26 protein-coding genes are annotated in these 25,163 nt (G+C 64.7%); 19 read left to right on the top strand and 7 right to left on the bottom strand.

What is annotated here, in order from left to right:
• Positions 1–8: 8 nt before the first annotated feature.
• On the bottom strand, positions 9–1,088 hold the full coding sequence (locus AAHM38_RS02675; RefSeq protein ID WP_116574809.1) for a hypothetical protein: 1,080 nt from the start codon (positions 1,086–1,088) through the stop codon (positions 9–11).
• A gap of 71 nt (positions 1,089–1,159) precedes the next feature.
• Here AAHM38_RS02675 and AAHM38_RS02670 point away from each other — a divergent pair, with 71 nt between their 5' ends.
• The 14 genes from AAHM38_RS02670 to ftsB all read left to right on the top strand — a co-directional run bounded on the left by AAHM38_RS02670 (position 1,160) and on the right by ftsB (position 16,673).
• The gene (locus AAHM38_RS02670) at positions 1,160–2,410 is read left to right on the top strand and encodes a lipoprotein-releasing ABC transporter permease subunit (RefSeq protein ID WP_012761702.1); all 1,251 of its coding nucleotides are present in this window, start codon (positions 1,160–1,162) and stop codon (positions 2,408–2,410) included.
• On the top strand, positions 2,403–3,131 hold the full coding sequence (gene lolD, locus AAHM38_RS02665; protein WP_027677716.1) for a lipoprotein-releasing ABC transporter ATP-binding protein LolD: 729 nt from the start codon (positions 2,403–2,405) through the stop codon (positions 3,129–3,131). Before AAHM38_RS02670 ends, lolD begins: the two co-directional genes overlap by 8 nt.
• Before the next feature lie 84 nt (positions 3,132–3,215).
• Entirely contained in the window at positions 3,216–4,028 is an 813-nt protein-coding gene (locus AAHM38_RS02660; protein WP_116574810.1) for a TatD family hydrolase, read from the top strand.
• Between the two features lie 9 nt (positions 4,029–4,037).
• Positions 4,038–6,557 carry a DNA internalization-related competence protein ComEC/Rec2 gene (locus AAHM38_RS02655; protein WP_116574811.1) on the top strand — a complete coding sequence of 840 codons (2,520 nt, stop codon included), beginning with the start codon at positions 4,038–4,040 and terminating at the stop codon, positions 6,555–6,557.
• A 105-nt stretch (positions 6,558–6,662) separates the two neighbouring features.
• Positions 6,663–8,147: a circularly permuted type 2 ATP-grasp protein gene (locus AAHM38_RS02650; RefSeq protein WP_116574812.1), complete on the top strand. Its 1,485-nt coding sequence runs from the start codon at positions 6,663–6,665 to the stop codon at positions 8,145–8,147.
• A 74-nt stretch (positions 8,148–8,221) separates the two neighbouring features.
• Positions 8,222–9,172: an alpha-E domain-containing protein gene (locus AAHM38_RS02645; RefSeq protein ID WP_116574884.1), complete on the top strand. Its 951-nt coding sequence runs from the start codon at positions 8,222–8,224 to the stop codon at positions 9,170–9,172.
• A gap of 57 nt (positions 9,173–9,229) precedes the next feature.
• The gene (locus tag AAHM38_RS02640) at positions 9,230–10,075 is read left to right on the top strand and encodes a transglutaminase family protein (RefSeq protein WP_116574813.1); all 846 of its coding nucleotides are present in this window, start codon (positions 9,230–9,232) and stop codon (positions 10,073–10,075) included.
• Positions 10,076–10,157: 82 nt separating this feature from the next.
• The gene (locus tag AAHM38_RS02635; protein ID WP_009238488.1) at positions 10,158–11,060 is read left to right on the top strand and encodes a hypothetical protein; all 903 of its coding nucleotides are present in this window, start codon (positions 10,158–10,160) and stop codon (positions 11,058–11,060) included.
• A gap of 17 nt (positions 11,061–11,077) precedes the next feature.
• Positions 11,078–11,899 (top strand): alpha/beta fold hydrolase, encoded by an 822-nt coding sequence (locus AAHM38_RS02630; RefSeq protein WP_009238487.1) that lies wholly within the window; start codon positions 11,078–11,080, stop codon positions 11,897–11,899.
• 90 nt (positions 11,900–11,989) lie between these two features.
• Positions 11,990–13,651, top strand: coding sequence for a CTP synthase (locus tag AAHM38_RS02625; RefSeq protein ID WP_116574814.1), 1,662 nt, complete (start codon positions 11,990–11,992; stop codon positions 13,649–13,651).
• Between the two features lie 21 nt (positions 13,652–13,672).
• Positions 13,673–14,527: a 3-deoxy-8-phosphooctulonate synthase gene (gene kdsA / locus AAHM38_RS02620; RefSeq protein ID WP_009238485.1), complete on the top strand. Its 855-nt coding sequence runs from the start codon at positions 13,673–13,675 to the stop codon at positions 14,525–14,527.
• Positions 14,528–14,617: 90 nt separating this feature from the next.
• A complete protein-coding gene (locus AAHM38_RS02615; protein ID WP_009238484.1) occupies positions 14,618–14,908 on the top strand; it encodes a DUF1330 domain-containing protein in 291 nt (96 codons plus the stop codon).
• 54 nt (positions 14,909–14,962) lie between these two features.
• The gene (gene eno / locus AAHM38_RS02610) at positions 14,963–16,246 is read left to right on the top strand and encodes a phosphopyruvate hydratase (protein ID WP_116574815.1); all 1,284 of its coding nucleotides are present in this window, start codon (positions 14,963–14,965) and stop codon (positions 16,244–16,246) included.
• A gap of 91 nt (positions 16,247–16,337) precedes the next feature.
• Positions 16,338–16,673 carry a cell division protein FtsB gene (gene ftsB, locus AAHM38_RS02605; RefSeq protein ID WP_012435260.1) on the top strand — a complete coding sequence of 112 codons (336 nt, stop codon included), beginning with the start codon at positions 16,338–16,340 and terminating at the stop codon, positions 16,671–16,673.
• A gap of 56 nt (positions 16,674–16,729) precedes the next feature.
• Here the strand turns inward: ftsB and AAHM38_RS02600 are convergent, their stop codons facing one another.
• The 3 genes from AAHM38_RS02600 to AAHM38_RS02590 form a co-directional block, all read right to left on the bottom strand.
• Positions 16,730–17,143, bottom strand: coding sequence for a hypothetical protein (locus AAHM38_RS02600; protein WP_012761711.1), 414 nt, complete (start codon positions 17,141–17,143; stop codon positions 16,730–16,732).
• Between the two features lie 105 nt (positions 17,144–17,248).
• Positions 17,249–18,262 carry an Hsp33 family molecular chaperone HslO gene (gene hslO, locus AAHM38_RS02595; protein WP_116574816.1) on the bottom strand — a complete coding sequence of 338 codons (1,014 nt, stop codon included), beginning with the start codon at positions 18,260–18,262 and terminating at the stop codon, positions 17,249–17,251.
• On the bottom strand, positions 18,259–18,786 hold the full coding sequence (locus tag AAHM38_RS02590) for a gamma carbonic anhydrase family protein (protein ID WP_009238479.1): 528 nt from the start codon (positions 18,784–18,786) through the stop codon (positions 18,259–18,261). Before AAHM38_RS02590 ends, hslO begins: the two co-directional genes overlap by 4 nt.
• 88 nt (positions 18,787–18,874) lie before the next feature.
• On the opposite strand from AAHM38_RS02590, the gene AAHM38_RS02585 reads away from it, so the two are divergent.
• Positions 18,875–19,744, top strand: a complete 870-nt coding sequence (locus AAHM38_RS02585) for a ferritin-like domain-containing protein (RefSeq protein ID WP_371316216.1) — start codon at positions 18,875–18,877, stop codon at positions 19,742–19,744.
• 79 nt (positions 19,745–19,823) lie between these two features.
• Entirely contained in the window at positions 19,824–20,741 is a 918-nt protein-coding gene (locus AAHM38_RS02580) for an alpha/beta fold hydrolase (RefSeq protein WP_116574818.1), read from the top strand.
• Positions 20,742–20,749: 8 nt separating this feature from the next.
• Here AAHM38_RS02580 and AAHM38_RS02575 read toward each other — a convergent pair whose 3' ends face one another.
• Genes AAHM38_RS02575 through AAHM38_RS02565 form a run of 3 tightly spaced genes read right to left on the bottom strand, consistent with a single transcriptional unit; the run spans position 20,750 to position 22,768 of the window.
• The gene (locus tag AAHM38_RS02575; RefSeq protein ID WP_116574819.1) at positions 20,750–21,139 is read right to left on the bottom strand and encodes a thiol-disulfide oxidoreductase DCC family protein; all 390 of its coding nucleotides are present in this window, start codon (positions 21,137–21,139) and stop codon (positions 20,750–20,752) included.
• Positions 21,136–21,681, bottom strand: coding sequence for a DUF4166 domain-containing protein (locus tag AAHM38_RS02570; RefSeq protein WP_116574820.1), 546 nt, complete (start codon positions 21,679–21,681; stop codon positions 21,136–21,138). The genes AAHM38_RS02575 and AAHM38_RS02570 overlap by 4 nt, the downstream gene beginning before the upstream one ends.
• Positions 21,682–21,688: 7 nt before the next feature.
• Positions 21,689–22,768, bottom strand: a complete 1,080-nt coding sequence (locus AAHM38_RS02565) for an NAD(P)/FAD-dependent oxidoreductase (RefSeq protein ID WP_116574821.1) — start codon at positions 22,766–22,768, stop codon at positions 21,689–21,691.
• 151 nt (positions 22,769–22,919) lie between these two features.
• Between AAHM38_RS02565 and AAHM38_RS02560 the strand changes: the two genes are divergently transcribed.
• The 3 genes from AAHM38_RS02560 (at position 22,920) to AAHM38_RS02550 (ending at position 25,149) form a co-directional block, all read left to right on the top strand.
• Positions 22,920–23,780 carry a 3',5'-nucleoside bisphosphate phosphatase gene (locus AAHM38_RS02560; RefSeq protein ID WP_116574822.1) on the top strand — a complete coding sequence of 287 codons (861 nt, stop codon included), beginning with the start codon at positions 22,920–22,922 and terminating at the stop codon, positions 23,778–23,780.
• Between the two features lie 13 nt (positions 23,781–23,793).
• The gene (locus AAHM38_RS02555) at positions 23,794–24,417 is read left to right on the top strand and encodes an L-threonylcarbamoyladenylate synthase (protein WP_009238472.1); all 624 of its coding nucleotides are present in this window, start codon (positions 23,794–23,796) and stop codon (positions 24,415–24,417) included.
• 66 nt (positions 24,418–24,483) lie between these two features.
• Complete coding sequence (locus AAHM38_RS02550) at positions 24,484–25,149, top strand: site-2 protease family protein (protein WP_009238471.1); 666 nt, start codon at positions 24,484–24,486, stop codon at positions 25,147–25,149.
• Positions 25,150–25,163: the final 14 nt, after the last annotated feature.

Here is a 25,163-nt window from a genome sequence, read left to right as displayed (position 1 = left end):
GATCAGGCTCAGGCGGCCATGGAAAGCGGGGACAGCGCGTCGCGCAGGGTGCGCGGGCGACTGAAGCGGCGCAGCCAGCCGAACGGGCCATTGGCGAGTTCGCGGCGGGTGACGCGGTAATGGGCGTAGTGCGAGTCGCCGGTCAGCACGAGTGAGACGGCGTCGATGCGGCCGTCAGCCAGCGCTTCGGCGGCCGGGGTAAGCCAGTCGCGGTCGTAGGCGCGCAGGGTCTCGATCCAGTCGTACCAGTCGGCGCTGAGATACGGCTTGCCGGCGTCGCCCAGCAGCGCAGCGGCGCTTGTGTCGTCGAACGGCACGGCGGCCAGCGTTTCGGCGCACAGCTCGGTGGCGTGGCCGGCGTGGCACAGGCCCGCGAAGAACGCATCAGCGCCGATCATGCGCTCGGCAATCGGGCGGGCATCGACCAGCGCGCCCTGGCCGAACAGCCAGACCGAATTGACCGGCAGCAGACCACGCGCCTCGCGCGCCTGGTTGACGGGGTGGTCGTACCACGTCATTTGGATCTCGTTCTGGAACTTGCGCCAGGCGCGCTCCTGCTCGCCCTTGTGCATCCAGATGTCGATGTTGTGCCCAGTGGCGCGCTGCGGCGCGGCGGCAATGAGGTCGCCAAAGGGCGAATCGGCGACGTACCAGCGCGCGGCGTGCGTGGCATCGAGCGTGATCCCCATCTCGTCGACCAGGGGAGCGATGGCGGCGCGCAGGGCGTCGGCGTCGGCGGCTTCCAGGCGGAGCTGGGCCGGGTCGAGCATCACCAGATGGTCCCGAGCGGCGTGGATGTGGACCGGCTGCAGGCAGGCCCAGGTGCGCGTGTCGGCGGTGCCGCCGTCTGCCAGGCGCATGTAGGGCGCGGACGGCAGCGGAGAAATGGGCAGCCCGGCGTGCTTGGCCAGCCAGCGCTCGTGCGGCAGCGTGGGCAGGTAGGCGTCGTCGTGGCGCTCGCGCTCGGCCTCGCGCGCACGCGCGAGCAACCTTTCCAGGCCCGGCAAGGTCAATTGACGGTAAGCGTCGTCGGCCACCTCGGCAGCGGGCGCGCAAAACGGGACAATCAGGGTGAGTTCAGGAATCATGGCTCCGAGATTGTAAACTTCCGGCTCGTCGGCCAGTGAGCCGGACAAATCACACCCACGGGGAACCCCCTTTGAAACTTCCATACGAATGGCAGATTGGCTGGCGGTATACACGCGCAAGCAAGCGCGCCAGCCGCAACAGCTTCATCTCTTTCATTTCGCTCATCTCCATGCTCGGCATTGCGCTGGGGGTGGCGGCGCTGATCATCGTGCTCTCGGTCATGAACGGCTTCCAGAAGGAAGTGCGGGACCGCATGCTGTCGGTTCTGGCCCATATCGAAGTGATGGCGCCGAACAGCCTGCCGGACTGGCAGCGTACCGCCAATGAGGCGATGCAGAACAAGGAAGTCATCGGCGCGGCGCCCTACGTGGGCGCGCAGGCCATGATCACGCGCGACGAGGCGGTGCGCGGCGTGCTGCTGCGCGGGGTGTCGCCGGCGGACGAGCCGAAGGTGTCGGACATCGCCAAGGATTTCAAATCAGGCACGATCGATGATCTGAAACCCGGCGAATTCGGCATCGCCCTGGGCAGCCAGCTCGCCAATGGCCTGGGCGTGCATCAAGGGGACAAGGTCACGCTGGTGGCGCCGCAGGGCACCATCACCCCGGCGGGCGTGTTGCCGCGGCTGAAGCAGTTCACCGTGACGGGCATCTTCGAATCGGGCCACTACGAGTTCGACAGCTCGCTGGCGCTGGTCAACATGGACGACGCTGAACGCCTGTTCCGCCTCGATGGCCCGACCGGCGTGCGTCTGAAGCTGGTCGACATGGACCGCGCCCCGCAGGTGGCCGAAGCCCTGTCGCGCACGTTGTCCGGCGAGCTGTACATCCGCGACTGGTCACGCCAGAACCGCAACTGGTTTGCCGCCGTGAAGACCGAGAAGAAGATGATGTTCATCATCCTCACGCTGATCATCGCCGTGGCCGCGTTCAACCTCGTGTCCACACTGGTGATGACGGTGACGGACAAGCAGGCCGACATCGCCATCCTGCGAACCATGGGCGCACAACCGGCCTCGATCATGAAGATCTTCATCGTGCAGGGCGTGGCGATCGGGTTTATCGGCACGTTGCTGGGCGTCGGCTTCGGCACGCTCATCGCTTACAACATCGACGTGATCGTGCCGTTCATCGAGCGTCTCTTCCACGTGCAATTCCTGCCGCGTGACATCTATTTCATCAGCGAACTGCCCTCGGACCCCCGCGTGAACGACATTGCGACCATTGGCATCATCTCTTTCATCCTCGCGTCGGTGGCGACGCTGTATCCGAGCTGGCACGCGTCGCGCGTGAATCCGGCGGAGGCACTGCGCTATGAGTGAGGCCGTCATGACTTCCATGGAAGCGCCGGCCGCGGCGCCGCAGGGTGTGGTGGTGCAAGCGGAAGGGCTGTCCAAGTCGTTCCGCCAGGGCGGCCTGAACGTCGATGTGCTCAAGGGTGTGGACATCCGCATTGGCGTGGGCGAGAAGGTCGCCATCGTCGGCGCGTCGGGCTCGGGCAAAAGTACGCTGCTGCATGTGCTGGGTGGGCTGGATGAGCCGACGTCGGGTCGCGTCTCGCTGCTCGGCAAGCCGTTCACGGCCATGAAGGAGCGCGAGCGCAATATGCTGCGCAACCAGGCGCTCGGCTTCGTCTATCAGTTCCACCATCTGCTGCCCGAATTCACGGCGCTGGACAACGTCGCGATGCCGCTGCGCATCCGGGGCGTGGAAGAAGCGCAAGCGCGCCACACCGCCCAGGCGATGCTCGAACGCGTGGGTCTGGGCCCACGCACGGCTCACCGTCCGGGCGAGCTGTCCGGCGGCGAGCGCCAGCGCGTGGCAATTGCGCGCGCGCTGGTCGGGTCTCCGGCTTGCGTGCTGGCTGACGAGCCCACCGGCAATCTCGACGATCACACCGCCGGTGAAGTGTTTGACCTGATGCTGGAACTCACGCGCACGCTGGGCACGAGCTTTGTCATCGTCACGCACGATATCGAGCTGGCCGGCCGTTGCGACCGCATCTTCCGCCTGCGCGACGGCCATCTGCACCAGGAGCGCTAAGCCCGGCAGCATGATCGGAAAAGGCGGATTCCAGAAGTCCGCGCTTTCCGGTAGGTTGCCGCTTTTCCCAACGCAGAACTGACCATGTGGATCGACACCCATTGCCACCTCGACGCCAGCGACTTTGATGCCGACCGTGATGCGGTCGTCGCGCAGTCGCGCGCGGCGGGCGTCGATCACATCGTCGTGCCGGCAGTCGCGCGCTGGAACTTCGATACGGTGCGCGCGTTGGCCCATCGGCATGCCGGGTGCAGTTATGCGCTGGGCATCCATCCGATCTACGCTGCGCAGGCCAGCGACGATGACCTGCTCGAACTGCGCCGCCAGGTCGCCGCGTCCATGGACGACCCGCGCTTCGTGGCCATCGGCGAGATCGGCCTCGATTTCTTCATCCCCGACTACGACGTTGAGGGTCAGACCGCCGTGTTCCGTGCGCAGTTGCGTATTGCACGCGAATTCGACCTGCCCGTCCTGATGCACGTGCGCAAGTCGCAGGATCAGGTGTGCAGCGCCGCCGGCAAAGCGGGCGTACGCGGCATTGCGCATGCGTTCAACGGCAGCCCTGAACAGGCGCATCGCTTTGTCGATTCCGGCTTCAAGCTGGGGTTTGGCGGCGTCTTTACCTTTTCGCGCGCCAATCGTGTGCGTCGGCTGGCGCAGGACATGCCGATCGAGTCGATCGTGCTCGAAACCGACGCACCCGACCTCGCGCCCGCCTGGCTCGCCGACGACCAGTTCGGCGAACAGGGTGGTGTGCGCAATGCGCCCTCGGAAGTCGCGCGCATTGCCGGCGCGATGGCGCAACTGCGCGACATCTCGATCGAAGCGCTGGCCGAGCAGGCTCGCCGCAACAGTATCGACGCCATTCCTCGTCTGGCAGCGCTCCTGACAGCCTGACGCTCGCACATGCGTCTGCGGTTGATCGGCTTTGTCGCCGGCTGCGTGGCATTGCAGATGCAGGGGACGCTGGCGCCGGTGTGGCTACCGCTTGGCGTGCTGGTGCTCTGTCTATTGCTGGCGGCGGTCTCGCGGCGTCGGCTAACGCTGTTTCACGTGTTGCTGGTCGCCGCCGCCGTTGCGGCAGGCTTTGGCTGGAGTGATTGGCGCGCGCAGCAGCGCATGGCCGTGGCGCTCAGCCCTGCGTGGGAAGGCAAGGACATCATCGCGACCGGCGTGGTGGCCGAGTTGCCGCAGCTCGGCGATGACGCCACCCGTTTTCTCTTCCACATCGAATCCAGCAATGCGGGTGATGCCGTGCCACCCCGCGTGCGCCTGTCCTGGTATGGCACACGCACGTGGGGCAACGTGGGCGAGGAAGATGCAAAGCCGGACCGACGCGCCGGCATCCCCGATCTGCAGCCCGGCCAACGCTGGCAATTGACGCTGCGCCTAAAGCGCCCGCACAGCCTGACCAACCCCGGCGGCTTTGACGGCGAATACGCGATGCTGGCCGACAACATCCGGGCCGTCGGCTATGTGCGTACAGGCAAGCGCGCGCAGAACATCGCGCTAGGCGAGGCGGGCACCGGTTTTGGAATTGGCGTGGAGCGCTGGCGTGCCAGCGTGCGGCGCCACATCCTCGATGCCCTGCCCAATGGGCGCTACGCGGCTGTCATTGTCGCCCTGGTGGTGGGCGACCAGAGCGGCATCGCCCCCGACGACTGGGACCTGTTCCGCCGCACCGGCATCAGCCACCTCGTCAGCATTTCAGGGCTGCACATCACGATGATCGCCGGGCTGTTTGCAGCGTTGTGGATGGCGCTGTGGCGTCGCTCGTTCTGGCTGGTGCGCTGGGTGCGTACGCCATTGCCGCTGCGCATGCCGGCCCCGCGCGCAGGCGCCATCGCGGCCATGCTGGCGGCGTTCGCCTACTGCCTGCTCGCCGGGATGGGCGTGCCGGCGCAGCGCACGCTGCTGATGCTTTCCACCGTAGCCATCGCCCGGCTTACCGATCGGAATGTGCCGGCCAGCCTCTCGCTGTGCTGGGCGGCGGCCGCGGTGGCGGTGGTGGACCCGTGGGCGGTCATGTCGGCGGGGTTCTGGCTGTCGTTCGGCGCGGTGGCGATCATCTTCATCGCGGCGCAGATGGCGCTCGATGGCCATCGCAGTGAAAACGCAGGCTGGGTTGGAGCCACGCGCCGTGCGCTCGCCGGCGGTACGCGGATTCAGTTCGCGGTCACATTCGGGCTGTTGCCTTTGACCTTGCTGTTGTTCCAGCAGACGTCGGTCGTCTCTGCTGCGGCAAATGGGCTGGCAATTCCCGCGGTGAGTTTCGTGACGACACCGCTGGCGCTGATCGGCGCGGCCCTCCCGGACCCGCTGGCGCAGCCAGTGCTGGCGTTGGCCGAAGCGAGCTTCCGGTGGCTGGTCGTTTGGCTTGAATGGCTGGCGACGCCGCGCTGGTCTGTGTGGGTTGCGCCGGTCGGGCCCATCTGGGCAGTGTTGCTGTCGATGGTTGCGGTGGCACTCTTGCTGATGCCGGGTGGCCCGCGTGCATGGGCGTGGCGTGCGCAGGGTGCCTTGCTCCTCTTGCCGTTGGTCCTTGCGCGCGAGCCACTGCCATCGCCCGGCGAATTTCGGCTCGTGGCGCTCGACATCGGCCAGGGCGCTGCGGCCTTGGTCGAAACGGCCAACCATCGCCTGCTGTTCGACACCGGCCCGCGCTACGGAGACCATGCGGATGCCGCCGCCCGCGTCATCGCTCCCTATCTGCGAGCACATGGCGTGGAAGCGCTCGACACGCTTGTCGTCAGCCACGAAGACAACGACCACGCCGGTGGCACCGAAACGGTGATCGGCGCGGTGCCGGTGCGCACCATGTTGGCGTCTTTGCCTCCGGGGCACGCCCTGCGCGGCACGGCTGATGCCAACAACATCGGTTTTGCCGATTGTTTGGCTGGGCAAGCATGGACGTGGGACGGCGTTGTCTTTGAGGTGCTGCACCCGCGGCGTTTGCCGGCTGAAAGCGAGCGCGTGTCCAGCAACGCCCGCAGTTGTGTGCTGCGTATCGCCAATGGCCGCCACGCCGCCTTGCTGACCGGCGATATCGAAGCCGCCCAGGAAAGCGCGCTCATCGCTGCGGAAAAGCCTGAGCGACTGATGGCAGACATCTTGCTTGTGCCTCATCACGGCAGCAAGACAAGCTCGAGCGGCGCGTTCTTGGACGCGGTTTCCCCGCAGGTGGCGGTTTTCCAGGTCGGCTACCGCAATCGGTACGGACATCCGCATCCGCAGGTTTGGCAGCGCTACGTAGCGCGCGACATCGACGGGTTGCGCACGGACAAGACCGGTGCCGTCGTCATTCAGACCGACGGTGATGTGCTGGACATCCAGACCGCGCGCAAAATGCGGCCGCGGTACTGGTCTTCCGCACAGGAAGTGGACCCCCTGGCAACGGCCACCGGTGCCTTCGACGCCCAGCCATGAAAACTTGGTGGCACAACGGGTTGGCCCCATTGTGGGGGGCAAAACCGCTGTGCTATAAAAACCGCGTGCCGCGTACATCGCGCGGCGCCGTCAGGGGAGAAAAGCATGGCAGTCCGGTTCTACGATGAAATGCTCAGCTGGCATGACGGGGACCGCAACCCCCATGCCGCCGAACCGGCCCCGGCAGCGCTCGTCCAGCAGGGCGAGGTTCGCAGCCACTACGGACGTTTCGCCGAATGGTTGGGCGCGCAATCCGCAACGACGCTGCAGAACAAGCGCGCCGAGGCAGACCTGATCTTCCGCCGCGTCGGTATCACCTTTGCTGTGTACGGCGACAAGGACGAATCGAACAGCGGCACCGAACGCACGATCCCGTTCGACATCATTCCGCGCATCTTTCCCGCAAGCGAATGGGCCACGCTCGAGCGCGGCCTGCGGCAGCGCGTTGATGCGCTGAACCGCTTCCTGCACGACATTTACCACGAGCAGAACATCCTGCGCGCGGGCGTCATCCCGCCCGACCAGATCTACAACAACGCGCAATACCGCCCGGACATGCTGGGCGTCAACGTGCCGCGCGACATCTACGCGCACGTGGCCGGCATCGACATCGTGCGCGCCGGCGAGGGCGAGTTCTACGTGCTGGAAGACAACCTGCGCGTGCCTTCCGGTGTGTCGTACATGCTGGAAAACCGCAAGATGATGATGCGGTTGTTTCCGGAGTTGTTCGCACGCAATCGTGTGGCGCCGGTCGCGCATTACCCCGACATGCTGCTCGACATGCTGCGCAGCGTCTCGCCCCAGAACATTGCCGACCCGACCGTGGTGGTGCTCACGCCCGGCATGTACAACTCCGCGTATTTCGAACATGCGTTCCTCGCTCAGCAGATGGGCGTTGAACTCGTGGAGGGGCACGACCTCTTCGTGCAGGACGATCATCTCTACATGCGCACGACGCAGGGCCCGCAGCGCATCGATGTGATTTACCGCCGTGTGGACGATGACTTCCTCGATCCGCTCGTCTTCCGGCCGGATTCTTCGCTCGGCGCGGCGGGGCTGCTGTCGGTCTATCGCGCGGGCAACGTGACGATCTGCAATGCCATCGGCACCGGTGTGGCAGACGACAAGTCGATCTACCCGTATGTGCCGGACATGATCCGCTTCTACCTGGGCGAGGAGCCGATCCTGAATAACGTGCCGACGTACATGTGCCGCCGGCCGGATGACCTGCAATACGTCCTGGACCACATGGGCGAACTGGTGGTCAAGGAGACGCACGGGGCAGGCGGCTACGGCATGCTGGTCGGTCCGGCTGCCACGCAGGAAGAGATTGCAGCTTTCCGTGAGGTGGTGAAGGCGCGCCCCGATCAGTACATCGCCCAGCCCACCTTGGCGCTGTCGACTTGCCCCACGTATGTGGAAGCCGGTATCGCGCCGCGCCATATCGATCTTCGGCCGTTCGTGCTCTCCGGCAAGGACGTGCGCATGGTGCCGGGCGGCCTCACGCGTGTGGCGTTGCGGGCCGGCTCGCTGGTGGTCAACTCGTCGCAGGGCGGGGGAACGAAAGACACGTGGGTGCTGGAGCGCTGAACGCACGCGCAGCGACGCAACCTGCCAATCGCTCAATCGATCCACCGCATATCGAATACGTAGAAGGGAACGCCATGCTCAGCCGCACCGCAGACCACCTTTTCTGGATGGCGCGCTACACCGAACGCGCCGAGAACACCGCTCGCATGCTCGACGTGAACTACCAGACCTCCCTGATGCCGCAATCTGCGGAAGTGGCGGAGCAGGGCTGGTGGGCGATGCTCGATATTTCCGAACTCACGCGGGTTTTTGCCGACCGCTACGGATTGCTTTCGCGCGACGACGTAATTGATTTCATGGTGCGCGACATGACCAACCCGTCGTCGATCATGAGCTGCCTGCGCGGCGCGCGCGAGAACGCCCGAGCCGTGCGCGGCTCCCTCACAACGGAGGTGTGGGAAACCATCAACACCACGTGGCTCGACGTGCAGCGCCTGATTGCCGAAGGCATGCTGCGCGAGGATCCGTCGCAGTTCTTTGAGTGGGTGAAGTTCCGCTCGCACCTGTCGCGCGGCGTGCAGGTCGGCACCATGCTGACCGATGACGCATTCCACTTCATGCGGCTCGGGACCTTCCTGGAGCGTGCGGACAACACGGCGCGGCTGCTCGACGTGAAGTTCCAGTCAACGCCCACACGCGATGAATCGGCCGCCGAGCAGGGCGACTTCTATCACTGGGCCGCCACGCTGCGCTCCGTGTCGGGCTTCGAGGTGTATCGCAAGATCTATCGCAACGTCATTACGCCGACGCGCGTGGCTGAGCTGCTGATCCTGCGCAGCGATATGCCGCGTTCGCTGCTGGCCAGCATGGACGAGGTGGTTGCGATTCTTTCGACCGTGCGCAACAGTCAATCGGCGGAGACGGAGCGGCGCGCTGGTAAACTGCACGCCGACCTGCGGTACGCCCGCATCGAAGATATCTTTTCGGTCGGCCTGCATGCCTGGCTGACCAACTTCCTGGAGCGGATCGGCGACCTGGGCAACGGCATCAGCCAGGATTTCCTGGTGCCGCTCGAGGTCGCATGACCTGCAGGGCATTGTGCATACATCGGGGCGCCGCTTTCGGGCGGCGCCCGTGTCATCGTGAAATACCAAATTCGACATACGACGGTCTACCGTTATGCCGAGCCGCTACGCCACAGCGTGCATGAGCTGCGGCTGACGCCTCGCAGCGGCGAGCTGCAGCAGGTGGAGAGCTGGCAGGTCCACGCGCCTGGCAACCTCACGCGCGCCACCGACGGTTTTGGCAACATCGTCCACCACTTCACTCTCGGCAACCGTACGGAAGACGTCATCATCGACGCGCGCGGCATTGTCGAAGCGTTTCCTGCGGGCTCGCCTGGCAGCCAACGGTTTGTCGACGCCCCCGAGCAGGGGCGCTATCGCGTTTCGCCGCTGTATTTTCTGAGCCCCACGCCGCTGACTTCCGCGCCCGCCGAGATGATCGACTTTGCGCGCGAGCATGCACTGGTGCACGGCGACGCAGAATCTGCCGTGCGCCTGGCGCAAGCCATTGCCACGCGTGTGCGCTACAAGCCGAACACCACGCACGTCGGCACGGCTGCTGCGGAGGCGTTTGGCCTGGGCACGGGCGTATGCCAGGACCAGGCGCAGGTGATGGTCGCGTGCTGCCGGGCACTGGGCGTGCCGGCGCGCTATGTCAGCGGCTATTTCCAGGCCGTGGGCGAAGAAGACCTTGCCAGTCACGCCTGGGCCGACGTCTGCCTCGATGCCGAATCCCACACGTGGTGCAGCATCGACGTCACCCACCAGTGCTTCACTGATACGCGCCACATCCGCTTGGCGGTCGGGCGCGATTACCAATCCGCTGCCCCGGTTCGCGGCGTGCGGCAGGGCGGGGGTGCTGAGACACTGGATGTCAGCATCTCCATCGAGCCGCTGCCCGCCGAGGCTGCGCAAGTGAATTGAGCATCTCTTCCAAGCGCGCGGATGGGTTCTGATCGCCGCGCTAGAATGCCCCCAACCACCGTTTCCGTTTGTTGTTTCGCCGATGACTTATTGCGTCGCCATGCGCCTGGACGCAGGCCTTGTGTTCCTGTCTGACTCCCGTACCAACGCGGGCGTGGACGCCATTTCCACGTTCCGCAAGATGACCGTCTTCGAGCGCGAAGGCGATCGCGTCATGGTGCTGCTGACGGCCGGCAATCTCGCCATCAGCCAGGCTGTGCGCCAGGTGTTGACCGAAGCGCGCGGCAAGCCGCGCTCGCTGTGGACGGCGCGTGACATGTTCGAGGCGGCCACGATCGTGGGCGAGGCGGTGCGCGACGTTTATGACCGCGACGCCGCGGCGCTGGCCAAGGCCAAGATCGATTTCAACGTCAGCATCATCTTTGGTGGGCAGATTGGCGAAGAGCGGCCGCGCCTGTTCAACGTCTACGCGGCGGGCAACTTCATTGAAGCGACGCCCGAGAATTGCTATTTCCAGATTGGCGAAGCCAAGTACGGCAAGCCGATCATCGATCGCGTGGTCAGCCCCGGGCTGCCGCTGGACGAAGCTGCAAAATGCGCGCTCATCTCGATGGATTCGACGCTGAAGTCCAATATTTCCGTGGGCTTGCCGCTGGACCTGCTGGTCTACGAGGCCGACTCCCTGCAGGTGACGCGCTTTGTCGCCATTGACGAAGACAACCCCTATTTCGCGATGATCCGCGGCACGTGGGGCAAGCGTCTGCGCCAGGTGTTTGCTGAAATCGACGATCCGGATTGGGAAACCGGCACTTCGCCGGCGCACCCGTTGCGCCGCGAGGGGCACCCCTCGGCAGAGGTGGGGCCCGTCCGCATTGCGCCGCCCGCCGCCGAAGCCCCCGCCACACCGGACCGCGCCCCCGGCCCGGCGTTGGAGCAGGTGTCCACGATCCAGCGCGTGGCCGGCGGGTCGCAGAAGTCGCGCTGAACGGCACAGGATCCGAGATGCGCGACGTGATGCTCTTTTCGCATGCCAACGGCTTTCCGGTCGGAACGTATCGCAAGATGCTCGGCGTGCTCGGTGACGAATTCGACATTCGTGCAGTGGAGCGCTTTGGGCACGATCCACGTTTCCCGGTAACGCGGTCATGGCCGGGGCTCGTGAAAGAACTGCTTGCAGAAATCGACGCGCAGGCTGAGCCGGTTTGGCTGGTGGGCCATTCGCTTGGCGGCTTCCTCAGCCTGATGGCGGCGCTGCGCCGGCCCGAGCGGGTGCGGGGCGTCGTGATGCTCGATTCGCCGATCATCGCGGGATGGCGCGCCAAGCTGCTGCGCGTGGCGCAATGGCTCGACATCGACGAGAGCCAATCACCTGCCGCGGCAACAAAGAACCGGCGCCACCTATGGCCCGATCTCGACGCCGTCTGGAGCCACTTCAAGGCCAAACGCAAATTCGATCGGTGGGACGAAGAGGTGCTGCGCGACTATGTTGAGCATGGCACCGAGCCCACCGGCCGTGACCGCGAGCGCACACTGCGCTTCTCCCGCGAAATCGAATACCAGATCTACCGCACGTTGCCGACCAACATGGGGCGCAAGGTCGCGGGCGGGACGGCATTCCCGGTCAGCTTTGTGGCAGGCACCCGCTCGCGCGAGATTCGTCAGGTCGGACTGGGCGCCACTCGGCGCATCGTCGGCGGCAGGCTGCGCTGGATCGAGGGCAGCCATCTTTATCCGATGGAAAAGCCGCTCGAAACGGCCGCGTTGATCCGCGAGTTGATCGATGAAATGCGCGCCAACGCAGGCGCCATGCGGCACGCCGCATAGGCGAGACTGCGCTTGGGCAAATTCCACCGTTCTGTCACGGAACGGAGGGGGACCTTTGCTATAATCCGGCTTTCCCCGGCAAGCTAGGTCATGACCAAGTTCGTATTCGTTACCGGTGGCGTAGTGTCCTCACTCGGCAAGGGCATCGCCGCCGCCTCGCTCGCGGCCATTCTCGAGTCGCGCGGCCTCAAAGTCACCCTCCTGAAACTCGATCCCTACATCAACGTCGACCCGGGCACCATGAGCCCGTTCCAGCACGGCGAAGTGTTTGTGACCGAGGACGGCGCAGAAACCGACCTCGATCTTGGCCATTACGAGCGTTTCGTCTCGGCCAAGATGCGCAAGGCGAACAATTTCACCACCGGCCAGATCTACGAATCCGTGATCCGCAAGGAGCGTCGCGGCGAGTATCTCGGCAAGACGGTGCAAGTCATTCCGCATATCACCAACGAAATCCAGGCGTTCATCGAGCGCGGCGCCGCGGCATCGCACTACGGCAAGGCCGATGTGGCGATCGTGGAAATCGGCGGTACGGTGGGCGATATCGAATCGCTTCCGTTCCTGGAGGCTGCGCGCCAGATGAGCCTGCGCCTGGGCCGCAACCAGGTTGCGTTCGCCCACCTGACCCTGGTGCCGTTCATCGCCAGCGCCGGCGAACTGAAGACCAAGCCGACCCAGCACTCGGTGCAGAAGCTGCGCGAAATCGGTGTCCAGCCGACCGCGCTGCTGTGCCGCGCTGACCGCCCGATTCCCGACGATGAACGCGCGAAGATTTCGCTCTTCGCCAACATGCCGCAGGACGCGGTCATCTCGGTGTGGGACGTCGACACCATCTACAAGATCCCGCAGATGCTCAACGAGCAGGGGCTGGATCGCATCATCTGCGAAGAGCTGCGCATCGAAGCTCCGCCGGCGGATCTGTCGGTGTGGGCGCACATGGTGCACACGCTGGAAAACCCGCAGCACGAGATCACCATCGGCATGGTCGGCAAGTACGTTGACCTGACCGAGTCGTACAAGTCCCTGATCGAAGCGCTGCGCCACGCCGGCCTGCACACTTCGACGCGCGTCAATATCGAGTACATCGATTCCGAAGAACTGGAATCGGGCCATACGCAGGTGCTGGATACGCTGGATGCGATTCTGGTGCCGGGCGGCTTCGGCAAGCGTGGTACGGAAGGCAAGATCCGCGCAATCCAATACGCTCGTGAAAAGGGTGTGCCGTACCTGGGCATCTGCCTGGGGATGCAGTTGGCCGTGATCGAGTTTGCACGCCATCTGGCCGGCATGAAGGACGCCAACAGCACCGAATTCAACGACGAGACCGAGCACCCGGTGGTCGCACTCATCACCGAATGGCTGGATCGCGATGGCCGCGTCGAAAAGCGCTCGGCCGACTCCGACCTGGGCGGCACCATGCGCCTGGGCTCGCAGCGCGTACCCGTTCAGCCGGGCACCAAGGCAGCGGCGATCTACGGCGCGGAAGTCAACGAACGCCATCGTCACCGCTACGAGGTGAACAACCACTACGTGCCGCAGCTGGAAAAGGCCGGGATGATCATCTCCGCGCGTACGCCGTCTGAAAACCTGCCGGAAATGATGGAACTGCCGGCGTCGATGCACCCGTGGTTCGTCGGCGTGCAGTTCCACCCGGAATTCACCTCGACGCCGCGTGACGGCCACCCGCTTTTCAAGGCCTACGTGGAAGCCGCGCTGGCGCATCAGCAGAACACGCAACGCGCTGTCGCCTGAGTGCCGGCGCACGGGAACATCATGAAACTCTGCGATTTCGAAGTCGGCCTCGACAAACCGTTCTTCCTGATTGCCGGCACCTGCGTGATCGAATCCGAGCAGATGGCGATCGACACCGCCGGCACGCTCAAGGAGATCACGGGTGCGTTGGGCATTCCGTTCATCTACAAGTCATCGTTCGACAAGGCGAACCGCTCGTCGGACGCTTCGTTCCGCGGTCTGGGCATGGAAGAGGGGCTGCGCATTCTGTCGGAAGTCCGTCGCCAGGTGGGCGTGCCGGTGCTGACCGACATCCATGAGATCGACGAGATCAAGCCGGTGGCCGAAGTCGTGGACGTGCTTCAGACGCCGGCGTTCCTGTGCCGCCAGACCGATTTCATCCGCGCCTGCGCGCAGAGCGGCAAGCCCGTCAACATCAAGAAGGGCCAGTTCCTCGCACCGCACGACATGAAGAATGTCATCGACAAGGCGCGTCACGCTGCCCGCGATGCCGGTCTGCCGGAAGACAACTTCATGGCCTGCGAGCGCGGCGCCTCGTTCGGTTACAACAACCTCGTGTCGGACATGCGCTCGCTGGCGATCATGCGCGAGACGGGGGCGCCGGTGGTGTTCGACGCCACGCATTCGGTGCAACTGCCGGGCGGCCAGGGCACCAGTTCGGGCGGCCAGCGGGAGTTCGTGCCGGTGCTGGCGCGTGCCGCGATCGCTGTGGGGATTGCAGGTGTCTTCATGGAAACGCACCCCGATCCCGCATGCGCAAAATCAGATGGCCCGAATGCTGTGCCGCTGCGGCGCATGAAAGACTTGCTGTCAGTACTGAAAGAACTGGATGCGCTCACCAAGCGCAGCGGTTTCCTGGAAAATCAGTTCGACTGATTTCCCCCGATGACCGGCGGCTCTACTAGCCGCCGCTGTCGTTTTCGGTTCAGCCCAGTTCAGTTTTCGTTTTGGCATCCGGAGAGACACATGGCCGCTGGCTACATCCTCGCGTACGTGGACGTGACAGACCCCGTGCAGTATGAGCAATACAAGACGCTGTCGACCAAGGCCATGCAAGCGCATGGCGCCGAGCCGCTGGTGCGCGGCGGCAAGACCGAGCCACTGGAAGGCGAGTGGAACCCTACCCGCATCGTTGTGCTCAAGTTCCCGAGCTACGATGCCGCCAAGACGTTCTACAACAGCGAGGAATATCGCGCTGCGCGTAATGCGCGCGCCAAGGCTGCCAACATGAACATGATCGTGGTCGAAGGCATTTAACCTGCCTGTCGATCTCGTAGCGTTACCTGCCTTAAGACACCAAGAGGGATTTTCATGAGTGCCATCGTAGATATCATCGGTCGCGAAGTGCTGGACTCGCGCGGCAACCCCACCGTCGAATGCGACGTGCTGTTGGAATCGGGCGTGATGGGCCGTGCCGCGGTGCCGTCGGGCGCATCCACCGGCTCGCGCGAAGCCATCGAACTGCGTGACGGCGACAAGTCGCGCTACCTGGGCAAGGGTGTGCTCAAGGCCGTCGAGCACATCAACACCGAAATCTCCGAGGCCATCATGGGCCTGGACGCGTCGGAACAGGCGTTCCTGGACCGCACCCTGATCGATCTGGACGGTACCGAGAACAAGAGCCGCCTGGGCGCGAACGCCATGCTGGCGGTGTCGATGGCGGTTGCCAAGGCTGCCGCTGAAGAAGCCGGCCTGCCGCTGTACCGCTACTTTGGCGGTTCGGGCGCCATGCAGATGCCGGTGCCGATGATGAACATCGTCAACGGCGGCGCGCACGCCAACAACAGCCTGGACATCCAGGAATTCATGGTGATGCCGGTCGGCCAGTCGAGCTTCCGTGAAGCTCTGCGCTGCGGCGCCGAGATCTTCCACGCGCTGAAGAAGATCCTGGCTGACAAGGGCATGAGCACGGCTGTGGGCGACGAAGGCGGCTTCGCACCGAACTTCGCCAGCAACGAAGAGTGCCTGAACACCATCCTGTCGGCGATCGAGCAGGCTGGCTACAAGGCGGGTGAAGACGTGCTGCTGGCGCTCGACTGCGCGGCTTCCGAGTTCTACAAGGACGGCAAGTACCACCTCGAAGGCGAAGGCCTCCAACTGTCGTCGGAAGACTTTGCCAACTACCTGGCGAACCTGGCTGACAAGTTCCCGATCGTGTCGATCGAAGACGGCATGCACGAGAGCGACTGGGCGGGCTGGAAGGCCCTGACCGAGAAGCTCGGCAAGAAGGTGCAGCTGGTGGGCGACGATCTGTTCGTCACCAACACCAAGATCCTGAAGGAAGGCATCGAGAAGGGCATCGCCAACTCGATCCTCATCAAGATCAACCAGATCGGCACGCTGACCGAGACGTTTGCCGCCATTGAGATGGCCAAGCGCGCTGGCTACACCGCTGTGATCTCGCACCGCTCGGGCGAAACCGAAGACAGCACGATTGCCGACATCGCCGTTGGCACGAACGCTGGCCAGATCAAGACCGGCTCGCTGTCGCGCTCGGACCGCATGGCCAAGTACAACCAGCTGCTGCGTATCGAAGAAGACCTCGGTGATACCGCCAGCTATCCGGGCAAGTCGGCGTTCTATAACCTGCGATAATTCCTCGCAGTTTTGCCCTGCATGACTGTGCGACCGCCGCTCTGGCGGTCGCATGGCATTTGGGGCCCGAGTCCTGCCAACGCTTGTCTCTATGCGCCTGATCACGCTGTTCCTGCTGCTGTTATTGCTTGCCATCCAGTACCCACTCTGGCTGGGCAAGGGTGGTTGGTTGCGCGTGTGGGACATGCAAAAGCAGGTGACGGCACAGAATCAGCGCAACGCTGAACTGAAGCAGCGCAACACCAAGCTCGAAGGTGAAGTGAAGGATCTGAAGGAAGGCACGGGCGCCATTGAAGAGCGCGCGCGATATGAGCTCGGGATGGTGAAGGACGACGAAGGCTTCGTGCAATTTGTCGCCCCGGCCCCGAAAACCAGCGAGACTCCGCTACCGCCGCCCCCTCCGGCGGGTCAGCAGGCGCATCACTGAGCCCGCCATGCGAACGCGTCCAGCAGACGCGCTTGCCTTGACGACAATTTCCGGTTTTACCAGTAGTACGGATAGCCCCACACGGGTGCACCGTAGCTGACGCCCCAGCCGCCACGGTGGCGCCATCCGCTGCCGTAATACACCGAATAGCCTCCGTAGTACGGGTACGGTGCATAATACGGCGCCGCAGCATAGGCACGCGCCTCGGCATCGCGTCTGATGGCTTGATCCGATTCGCGCAGTGCCTTGGCATTCAGCGCATCCAGCTTTTTGCGGTCTTCCGCCGACAACGGCGCCGGTGCCGCAGCCTGCGTATTGTCCGGTAGCCGGGCGGTGTAGGGCGTGCCTCCCGGGCCACGCGGCACGGCAACACAGGCCGACGCCAGCAGCGCGGCCCCGATCTGCAACGCCAGCGCGCCAGCGCGAGAGAAAATCAACGATCGCAAGGACGAAGAAGTGAGCTTGGACATGGTGCGCTCCGCAGCAAGCGGCAGATGAGGGGGCTGGCGACTTAGAGCGTGGGCGGCATTGAAAAGTGCCGCGCGCGACGCGCACTTCATACTATGTCGCCGTGTTCAGTGGCGCTGGTCGGATGCGCCCTGAATGCCCTGCGCGACGGTGTCTTGTGCGAAGAGCTGTGCACAATCCACGGCGTCGAAGCTGTAGTGCTGGCCGCAGAATTCGCAGTCGATTTCCACCTTGCCGCGTTCTTCCAGAATGCTGTCGACCTCGGGTTGGCCGAGCGAACGCAGCATGGATCCTACGCGCAGACGCGAGCACGAGCAGCGGAAACGCGGGCTCTGCGGCTCGAACATGCGGATGCCGGCGGCTTCCATTTCTTCCCAGTACAGGCGCTTGATGAGCGTGTCGATGGGCTGCCCGAGCAGTTCGTCGCGGCGCAGCGTCTTGCCGAGCTGGCAAACGCGTTCCCACGTGTCGAGGTCTTGCTCCTGCACGTCCTTGTGCAGAGGCTGGCCGGTCTCGCCCACCTGTGCGAACGCATGGCCCGTGCGGCCTTCCATCGCACCGCCATACGAAGGCAAGCGTTGCAGCAGCATGCCCGACGCGACCTTGCCGTCGGCAGCCAGCCACAGACGCGTGTCGAGCTGCTCGGAGCTTTGCATGTAGTGCTCAAGCACTTCGGTGATGCTGGCGAGCGGCCCGTTCTCGTCGGACAGCGGCACGATGCCCTGATATGGCTGCTGGCCGGGCAGCTTGTCTTGCGGATCGAGCGTGATGGCGAAGCGCCCGTTGCCGTGCACGTTGACCATGGTGGCCAGCGTGGCGTCGTCCGCAATCTCGGCACCTTCGGCAATCTTGGCCGTCGCACGCATCGACAGATCGGAGTTGCACTCCACGACGAGCATGTGCACCGGACCATCACCGTGCAGTTGCATGACGAGCGCGCCGTTGAACTTGAGGTTGGCCGACAGCAGCGCAGCAGCGGCCATCATCTCGCCCAGCAGCGTGCTGACCGGGGCGGGGTAGCGGCGGCGGTTCAGCACTTCTTGCCACGTGCCTTCCAGGCGCACCAGTTCACCGCGCACGGGCGCAGCGTCGAATACAAATTTCTTCAGCTCGTCAGTCATCCATCAATCCGTTTCAGTTGCTGCTTGTACATCGCCTGGCGCACCGCATACGTTTCGGTGTTCAGGTGCATCTTGGCAATGTCGTCTTCCGTCAGTTTGCGCACGGCCTTCGCGGGGGCACCCAGAATGAGCGTGCCGTCTTCGAAGACCTTGCCCTCGGTGACGATCGCTCCAGCGCCCACCAGGCAGTTCTTGCCGATCACGGCGCGATTGAGCACCACCGCCTGGATGCCGATCAGCGAGCCCTCGCCGATGGTGCAGCCGTGCAGCATGGCCTGGTGGCCGATCGTCACGCGGTCGCCGATGTTCAGCGGGCAGCCCGGGTCGGTGTGCAGCACCGAGCCTTCCTGCACGTTGCTGGCCTCGCCCACGGTAATCGGCTCGTTGTCGCCGCGGATGACGGCGCCGGGCCACACGCTTGCGCGTGCTTTCAACTCCACGCGGCCGATAACGGTCGCTTCCGGGGCCACATAGGCGTTTGCGTCAATGTTCGGGGCAACGTCGCCGAGTTGGTAGAGGGCCATGCGATCGGTCTCCAGGATCTGCGTAGGTGGGGAAAAAGGGCGCGTATTCAAGCTTGCCGGGCAAGGCAGGCCGATGCGTCGAATTAAAATGGCGGAAAGTCCAAATTGTACGCTGATGACCGCTTCGCAACCTCGCCACCAAACGCCCGCTGACACACTGCGCCATGCTGCCCTGGCCGCGCTGTGTCTCACCGATCCGGCCAGCAAGGCGGACGCCACGCTGCGTCTGGGCGAGCGCGCCAAGAACGCCGACGACGCGAGCTGGGGCATTGACGAGGCCATTGCGGCACCAGCAAACGGTGTCCCCGGCCGCCCTGATGTACCGGTGCTCGTGCCGCCGTCCGAAGTTCCACGCCGCCGTGCGATCGATACGCCACGCGGCCGCGGCGCGCTGCTGCACGCGCTCGCGCACATTGAATTCAACGCCATCAATCTTGCGCTCGATGCCGTGTGGCGTTTTGCCGGGATGCCCGCGGCGTTCTACCAGGACTGGACGCGCGTGGCGGCGGAGGAAGCGACGCACTTTTCGCTGCTTTCCGAGCATCTGGCCACGCTAGATTGCCGCTACGGTGATCATCCCGCCCACGACGGCTTGTGGCAGATGACGGAGAAAACCGCCGCCGATCCGCTCGCGCGCATGGCGCTGGTGCCGCGCACGCTGGAGGCACGTGGACTCGACGCCTCGCCGCCGATTCGGGCCAAGCTGGCCCAGGCCGGTGATATGGCGGCTGCAGGCATTCTCGACATCATCCTGCGCGACGAGATTGGCCACGTGGCGGTCGGCAACCGCTGGTACCGCTGGCTCTGCGAGCGCGCCTGCCTGGACCCCGTGCCGACCTATCGTAAGCTGGCTGAGCAATACGGTGCGCCGCGATTGCGCGGGCCATTCAACCTGGAAGCGCGCCGCCAGGCCGGTTTCGACGACGACGAAATCGCCGCGCTGGAAGCCTCGTTCTGAGCGCCACGGCGCAGCTCATCCGCCGCTATAATCCCGGGAAAAAGAACGATCGTTCGATTTATATTCGGTGACGGAAACCATGGACTCCACCACGCAGCCGGCCGCCCGCCAGGCCTCCCGCTCGACCTACCTGCCCGTGCGCGGCCTGCGCTACCACATCCGTGAATGGGGCAAGCCCGGTGCGCCCATCCTGTTCCTGTTTCACGGGTGGATGGATGTGTCGGCATCGTTCCAGTTTCTGGTCGATGCACTGCGCGAGCGCTGGCATATCGTGGCGCCGGATTGGCGCGGCTACGGCCAGACCGCCCGGCCTACCGATGCCCCCGGCGTGGAGAGCTACTGGTTTGCCGATTACGTGGCCGACCTCGAAGCGATCATCGATCACTACCAGCCGGAAGGGCAGGTGACGCTGGTCGGTCACAGCCTGGGCGCCAACGTGGTGTGCCTGTACGCAGGCATCCGGCCCGAACGCGTGCGACGCGTGGTGGATCTGGAGGGCTTTGGCATGTCGGCGTCGAAGGCATCGCAGGCGCCGCGCCGCTATGCGCGATGGCTCGACGAGCTGAAGGACAAGCCGCGCCTGAACACCTACGCGACCGTCGAAGACGTCGCCGCGCGCCTGCAGAAGACCAACCCACGCCTGCCCGCCGACAAGGCCGCATTCCTGGCGCAGCACTGGTCGAGCCAGAATGCTGACGGCCGCTGGGAGATCCTCGGTGACCCCGCGCACAAGATCATCAATCCCCAGCTTTATCGGCTGGATGAGGTAATGGAAATCTGGCGCCGTGTTACCGCCCCCGTGCTGCACGTCGAGGCAGTCGATTCGCCCACATTAAAAGCCATTGCAGGCGACGTGCCGCTGGCTGAATTCAAAACCCGCTTTGCGGCGTTTCCTGATTTCCGGGAAGTGCTGATTGCGGATGCGGGCCACATGCTGCATCACGATCAGCCGGAGCAGGTGGCCGCGCTGATCGAAGAGTTCTGTTTGCAGCGCTAGGCGGCAGGTCAATCAAGAAACCGCTGTGCCGCGCCGGGCGGCGGCAGGATGCAGGTGTCTGACCGCCCAAACCATCGATAGCGATTGCGTGCAACGCGGCGATACAACGCGTCGCGCAGCGTTGCAGGGATCAACCAGCCGATCCAGGCCAAGCGCCACGGCCAGCCAAGCGCATGCAGGATGCGCAGGATGGCGGCGCTTTCACGCCACGCACGGCCGTCTCGCACGAAGAGCACGGTATCCACGTCATCCGGATTCACGCCGGCCTGCGCGAGCAGCTGCCGCCCGGTTTGACCCTGCATGGACGCGAAGCGCAGCAAGCCTTGTCGGTCATGCCGCAGCAGAAACTGGATGGAGCCGCTGCACAGCAGGCAGTGCGCATCGTAGACGACGATCATTCGCGCTCCATCGTCGTCAGGTCGAGATAACCTCGATACGCCGCAACCACGCCAAGCAACGGCACGCTGGCGCGCACGTTGAAGTGGAAGCGGTCACCGTCGCCGGATTCCTCGGCCAACACGGCGGGCCGCAGCCAGGCAGGGCAAGGGATGCCGAGGAAGCGCAAACCTTCCAGACGCATGCGCAATACGGCGTGATTCGCCTCCAGCGAAAAGAACAGGCGCACCGCGCCGAGCCGCTCTGTGAGGTACCCCCGGTGCAGCGACAAGGTCGAGCGCATCGTGTGGCGGGGAAATTGGCGCGTCCAGATTTCTTCCGTGCCGGCGGTGTTGAGCGTGATTCGGATCGGGCCACGCGTCGGTGCCCGCGGCGTGCGAATACACCATGCAAGCACGCGTGCGAGGTGCGTGGCTGGCGGTTCCGTTTCGACTTCGCCGTGCAGCGTCACCGCGCCGGTCAGGCAGTGGAAGGTTTGCACGGCCGGCGCCAGTTCCGCATATCGCGCGCCAAGCACAGTTTCGTAGAGCGACGGTGGGCGCATGCGAGACTTATTCCGCCGTTACATGCAGTTTCGTCTGCAGCCCGGCGTCGTTGCTCGAATGCGTATGCACCAGCGTCTTGTCCGGATTCGCATACCGGTAGGCGCGCCGCAGCGCCATCGCCACTTCATGAAAGCCCGACAGAATCAGCTTCTGCTTGTTTGGATACAGCGCGATATCGCCCGCCGCGAACACGCCCGGGCGCGAGGTCTCGTACGCCGTTGTTTCCACCGTGATGCGGCCGGCGCGCATCTCCACGCCCCAGTTGACAATCGGGCCCGGCTCGGAAACCAGACCATACAGGGCGATCAGTTCATCGCAGCGCAGAACGGTTTCGCCGTCGCGCCCGCGGATGGCTGCGCCGGTGAGCGTGCCGTCGGGCGTGCTGTCCAGGCGCGAAAGCATCCCAAGCACGAAATCCATTTCGCCGGCGGCGACGGCGGCGCGCATTTCAGCAACGCTCGCATCGGCCGCTCGGAAGCCTTCTCGCCGATGGACCAGTGTCACGCGTGCGGCGACTTTGCACAGCGCGAGCGCCCAGTCGAGCGCGGAATCCCCGCCGCCGGCGATGACGACGCGCTTGCCCGCAAAGCGCGCGGTGTCGCGCACGGCATAGTGCAGATGGCGACCTTCCAGAGCGGCCGCTTCAGGCAAAGCCACACGTTGTGGGGTGAACGCACCGTTGCCTGCCGTAATGAGTACGGCGGCGCAGTCGAACACGTCGCCGGCGCTGGTGGTGACCCGAAAGCGCCGGCCCTGCTCGCTTTCCAGTGTTTCCACGGTTTCGGCCCTGCGACCACACAGGATGGGGTAGTTGAACGGCGCGCACTGGGCCATCAGCCGGTCGACGAGTTCCTGCGCCGTGCACGAGACCAGCGCCGGGATGTCATAGATCGGCTTTTCCGGGTACAGCTCCGTGCATTGGCCGCCCGGGCGGTCCAAGGCATCCACCAGCACGCAAGACAAGCCGAGCACGCCTGCCTGGAACGCCGCAAACAGCCCGACTGGCCCGGCGCCCACGACGAGCACGTCGATAGTTTGCTCCACGGGCTGGGGGGAATTGGCGACGAGTGTGGTTGCGGAAGTCATGGCAAAGCGAACGGGACAAAACAATGCGGCCACTATAGCCTGCAGCAAGCGGCCCGCCGCGAACACCGCCACGGGCAGTCGGGTCTTCCGGATGCCGATCCGTGGGGGGCAGGGCTCCCCCGGTTGCGCGCCGCAGCAGTAAAATGGCGAAATGCCAAATCTCTCCGCCGCCTCCGCCCGAAATGCCGATCTGCACTGCCACTCCACGGTGTCGGACGGCATGCTCGCGCCGCACGAAGTGGCCGCGCGTGCTGCCGCCCACGGTGTGACGCTCTGGGCGTTGACTGACCACGACGAAGTGGGTGGACAGGCCGCCGCGCGCGAAGCCGCAACGGCCCTGGGCATGGATTACCTCTCGGGTGTGGAGATTTCCGTGACGTGGGCGGGGCGCACGCTGCACATCGTCGGCCTGGGCATCGATCCGGATAACGCCGATCTGGCGCAGGGCCTGGAACGCACGCGCTCCGGCCGCTGCGCGCGCGCCGAAGACATCAGCGCCGCGCTTGCCAAGCTCGGCATCGAAGGCGCCTACGAAGGTGCTTTGCGGTACGCCGGCAACCCGGACATGGTCTCGCGCACCCATTTCGCACGCTTCCTCGTCGAGCACGGTCACTGCCGCGACATCCACGAGGTGTTCGACCGCTATCTGGGCGACGGCAAGCCGGGCAACGTGCCGCATCGCTGGGCGCGCCTGGCCGATGCGATCAACTGGATCAAGGGCGCGGGCGGCGTCGCGGTGATGGCGCATCCGGGGCGCTACACGCTGTCGCTGGTCGAGCACGGCGCGTTGTTTGACGAATTCAAGGCGCTGGGCGGCGAGGGCGTCGAAGTCGTCACTGGCAGTCATACGCCCGACCAATATGCGCTGTATGCCGACGTAGCCCGCCGCTACGGCCTGCTGGCGTCGCGCGGTTCAGACTTCCATGGCCCGGGCGAGGGCCGCGTCGAACTCGGCACGCTGCCGCCGCTGCCCGATAACCTGACGCCGGTGTGGAGCCGGTGGATGTCCTGACCGCGCGGCTGCCATGTCCCAGTTCTTCCAGATCCACCCGACTACGCCGCAAGGGCGCTTGATCCGCCAGGCCGTGGAGATCATCCGCGGCGGGGGCCTGGTCGCGCTGCCCACCGATTCCTGCTACGCGCTCGCCTGCCATCTGGACGACAAATCGGCCGTCGAGCGCCTGCGCCGCGTGCGCAGCATCGACGAAAAGCATCACCTGACATTGATGTGCCGGGACCTTTCCGAGCTGGCCACGTTCGCGCGTGTCGACAACAAGCAATATCGCGTGCTGAAGGCGGCCACACCGGGGCCGTTCGTCTTCCTGCTGGAGGCGACCAAGGAGGTGCCGCGCCGGCTTTCGCACCCGTCGCGCAAGACGATCGGCCTGCGCGTACCGGAACACGCGATTCCCCTGGCGCTGATGGCCGAGCTGGGTGAGCCGCTGCTCTCCGCCACGCTGCAACTGCCCGGCGATGACGAACCGCTCAACGAGGCCGAGACCATTCGGGATCGGCTTGAAAAGCAGCTTGAACTCGTCATCGACGGTGGCCCGGCCCCGGCCGAACCCACCACCGTCATCGACCTGACAGGCGGCGAGCCCGAGCTTGTGCGCCAAGGCCGGGGTGATCCGGCTCGCGTGGGCCTGTAGGCCAGCCCTTGGCGCTTGCTTCGGTGGCGTCGTGCTGCGGCGCGCGCTTGCTACAATAGCGCGCCTATGGACCCCACACTGATCCAGAACATCGCGGTTTACGCGATTCCCGTCCTGTTTGCCATCACGCTGCATGAGGCGGCGCACGGTTACGTCGCCAAGCATTTCGGCGACGATACAGCCTATGTCATGGGCCGCATCAGCATCAATCCCCTGCGCCACATCGATCCTATCGGCACGATTGCGATGCCGTTGCTGCTGTATTTTGCAACCCATGGTGCCTTCGTGTTTGGCTATGCCAAGCCGGTGCCGGTGCGCTTCGACCGTCTGCGGGACCCGCGCTGGCATGGCATGTGGGTGGCGCTGGCGGGGCCCGTTACCAACTTTGGCCAGGCGATCTTCTGGGGCGTGCTGGCGGTGGTGTTCGCGGTGGGCGGCGTGAACGAGCCGTTCCTGATCGGCATGGCGCGCGCGGGCATTCTGGTCAATATGGTGATGGCGGCGTTCAACATGTTTCCGCTGCCGCCGCTCGATGGCGGGCGCGTGCTGGCAGCACTCCTGCCACCCCGGATGGCGCTCGGCCTGTCGCGCATCGAACCGTTCGGCTTCTTTATCGTGATGGCGTTGATTATTTCCAACGTCATCACCAACGTCTGGATGCGCCCGATCATGGCGCTGCTGTTTCAACTGCTGCAGTGGATTCTGAGTCCGCTGCAGATGCTGTTTTCCTGAGTCTTCAACTCCAT

Origin of the sequence: Ralstonia sp. OTU4908, assembly GCF_038440115.1 — a bacterium.
Taxonomy (GTDB): Bacteria; Pseudomonadota; Gammaproteobacteria; order Burkholderiales; family Burkholderiaceae; genus Ralstonia; species Ralstonia pickettii.
The sequence above is the reverse complement of the archived record's forward strand: the minus strand, read 5'-3'. Positions and strand labels throughout refer to the sequence as shown.

Excerpts from the sequence above, each read along its gene's own strand:
- kdsA (WP_009238485.1), top strand. The coding sequence starts at position 13,673 with ATGAAACTCTGCGATTTCGAAGTCGGCCTCGACAAACCGTTCTTCCTG.
- ftsB (WP_012435260.1), top strand. The coding sequence starts at position 16,338 with ATGCGCCTGATCACGCTGTTCCTGCTGCTGTTATTGCTTGCCATCCAG.
- AAHM38_RS02585 (WP_371316216.1), top strand. The coding sequence starts at position 18,875 with ATGGCGGAAAGTCCAAATTGTACGCTGATGACCGCTTCGCAACCTCGC.
- AAHM38_RS02655 (WP_116574811.1), top strand. The coding sequence starts at position 4,038 with ATGCGTCTGCGGTTGATCGGCTTTGTCGCCGGCTGCGTGGCATTGCAG.
- AAHM38_RS02590 (WP_009238479.1), bottom strand. The coding sequence starts at position 18,786 with ATGGCCCTCTACCAACTCGGCGACGTTGCCCCGAACATTGACGCAAAC.
- eno (WP_116574815.1), top strand. The coding sequence starts at position 14,963 with ATGAGTGCCATCGTAGATATCATCGGTCGCGAAGTGCTGGACTCGCGC.
- AAHM38_RS02660 (WP_116574810.1), top strand. The coding sequence starts at position 3,216 with ATGTGGATCGACACCCATTGCCACCTCGACGCCAGCGACTTTGATGCC.
- AAHM38_RS02570 (WP_116574820.1), bottom strand. The coding sequence starts at position 21,681 with ATGCGCCCACCGTCGCTCTACGAAACTGTGCTTGGCGCGCGATATGCG.
- AAHM38_RS02635 (WP_009238488.1), top strand. The coding sequence starts at position 10,158 with ATGACTTATTGCGTCGCCATGCGCCTGGACGCAGGCCTTGTGTTCCTG.
- AAHM38_RS02565 (WP_116574821.1), bottom strand. The coding sequence starts at position 22,768 with ATGACTTCCGCAACCACACTCGTCGCCAATTCCCCCCAGCCCGTGGAG.
- AAHM38_RS02555 (WP_009238472.1), top strand. The coding sequence starts at position 23,794 with ATGTCCCAGTTCTTCCAGATCCACCCGACTACGCCGCAAGGGCGCTTG.
- AAHM38_RS02580 (WP_116574818.1), top strand. The coding sequence starts at position 19,824 with ATGGACTCCACCACGCAGCCGGCCGCCCGCCAGGCCTCCCGCTCGACC.
- AAHM38_RS02575 (WP_116574819.1), bottom strand. The coding sequence starts at position 21,139 with ATGATCGTCGTCTACGATGCGCACTGCCTGCTGTGCAGCGGCTCCATC.
- AAHM38_RS02650 (WP_116574812.1), top strand. The coding sequence starts at position 6,663 with ATGGCAGTCCGGTTCTACGATGAAATGCTCAGCTGGCATGACGGGGAC.
- AAHM38_RS02625 (WP_116574814.1), top strand. The coding sequence starts at position 11,990 with ATGACCAAGTTCGTATTCGTTACCGGTGGCGTAGTGTCCTCACTCGGC.
- AAHM38_RS02675 (WP_116574809.1), bottom strand. The coding sequence starts at position 1,088 with ATGATTCCTGAACTCACCCTGATTGTCCCGTTTTGCGCGCCCGCTGCC.
- AAHM38_RS02645 (WP_116574884.1), top strand. The coding sequence starts at position 8,222 with ATGCTCAGCCGCACCGCAGACCACCTTTTCTGGATGGCGCGCTACACC.
- AAHM38_RS02630 (WP_009238487.1), top strand. The coding sequence starts at position 11,078 with ATGCGCGACGTGATGCTCTTTTCGCATGCCAACGGCTTTCCGGTCGGA.
- hslO (WP_116574816.1), bottom strand. The coding sequence starts at position 18,262 with ATGACTGACGAGCTGAAGAAATTTGTATTCGACGCTGCGCCCGTGCGC.
- AAHM38_RS02615 (WP_009238484.1), top strand. The coding sequence starts at position 14,618 with ATGGCCGCTGGCTACATCCTCGCGTACGTGGACGTGACAGACCCCGTG.
- AAHM38_RS02560 (WP_116574822.1), top strand. The coding sequence starts at position 22,920 with ATGCCAAATCTCTCCGCCGCCTCCGCCCGAAATGCCGATCTGCACTGC.
- AAHM38_RS02550 (WP_009238471.1), top strand. The coding sequence starts at position 24,484 with ATGGACCCCACACTGATCCAGAACATCGCGGTTTACGCGATTCCCGTC.
- lolD (WP_027677716.1), top strand. The coding sequence starts at position 2,403 with ATGAGTGAGGCCGTCATGACTTCCATGGAAGCGCCGGCCGCGGCGCCG.
- AAHM38_RS02600 (WP_012761711.1), bottom strand. The coding sequence starts at position 17,143 with ATGTCCAAGCTCACTTCTTCGTCCTTGCGATCGTTGATTTTCTCTCGC.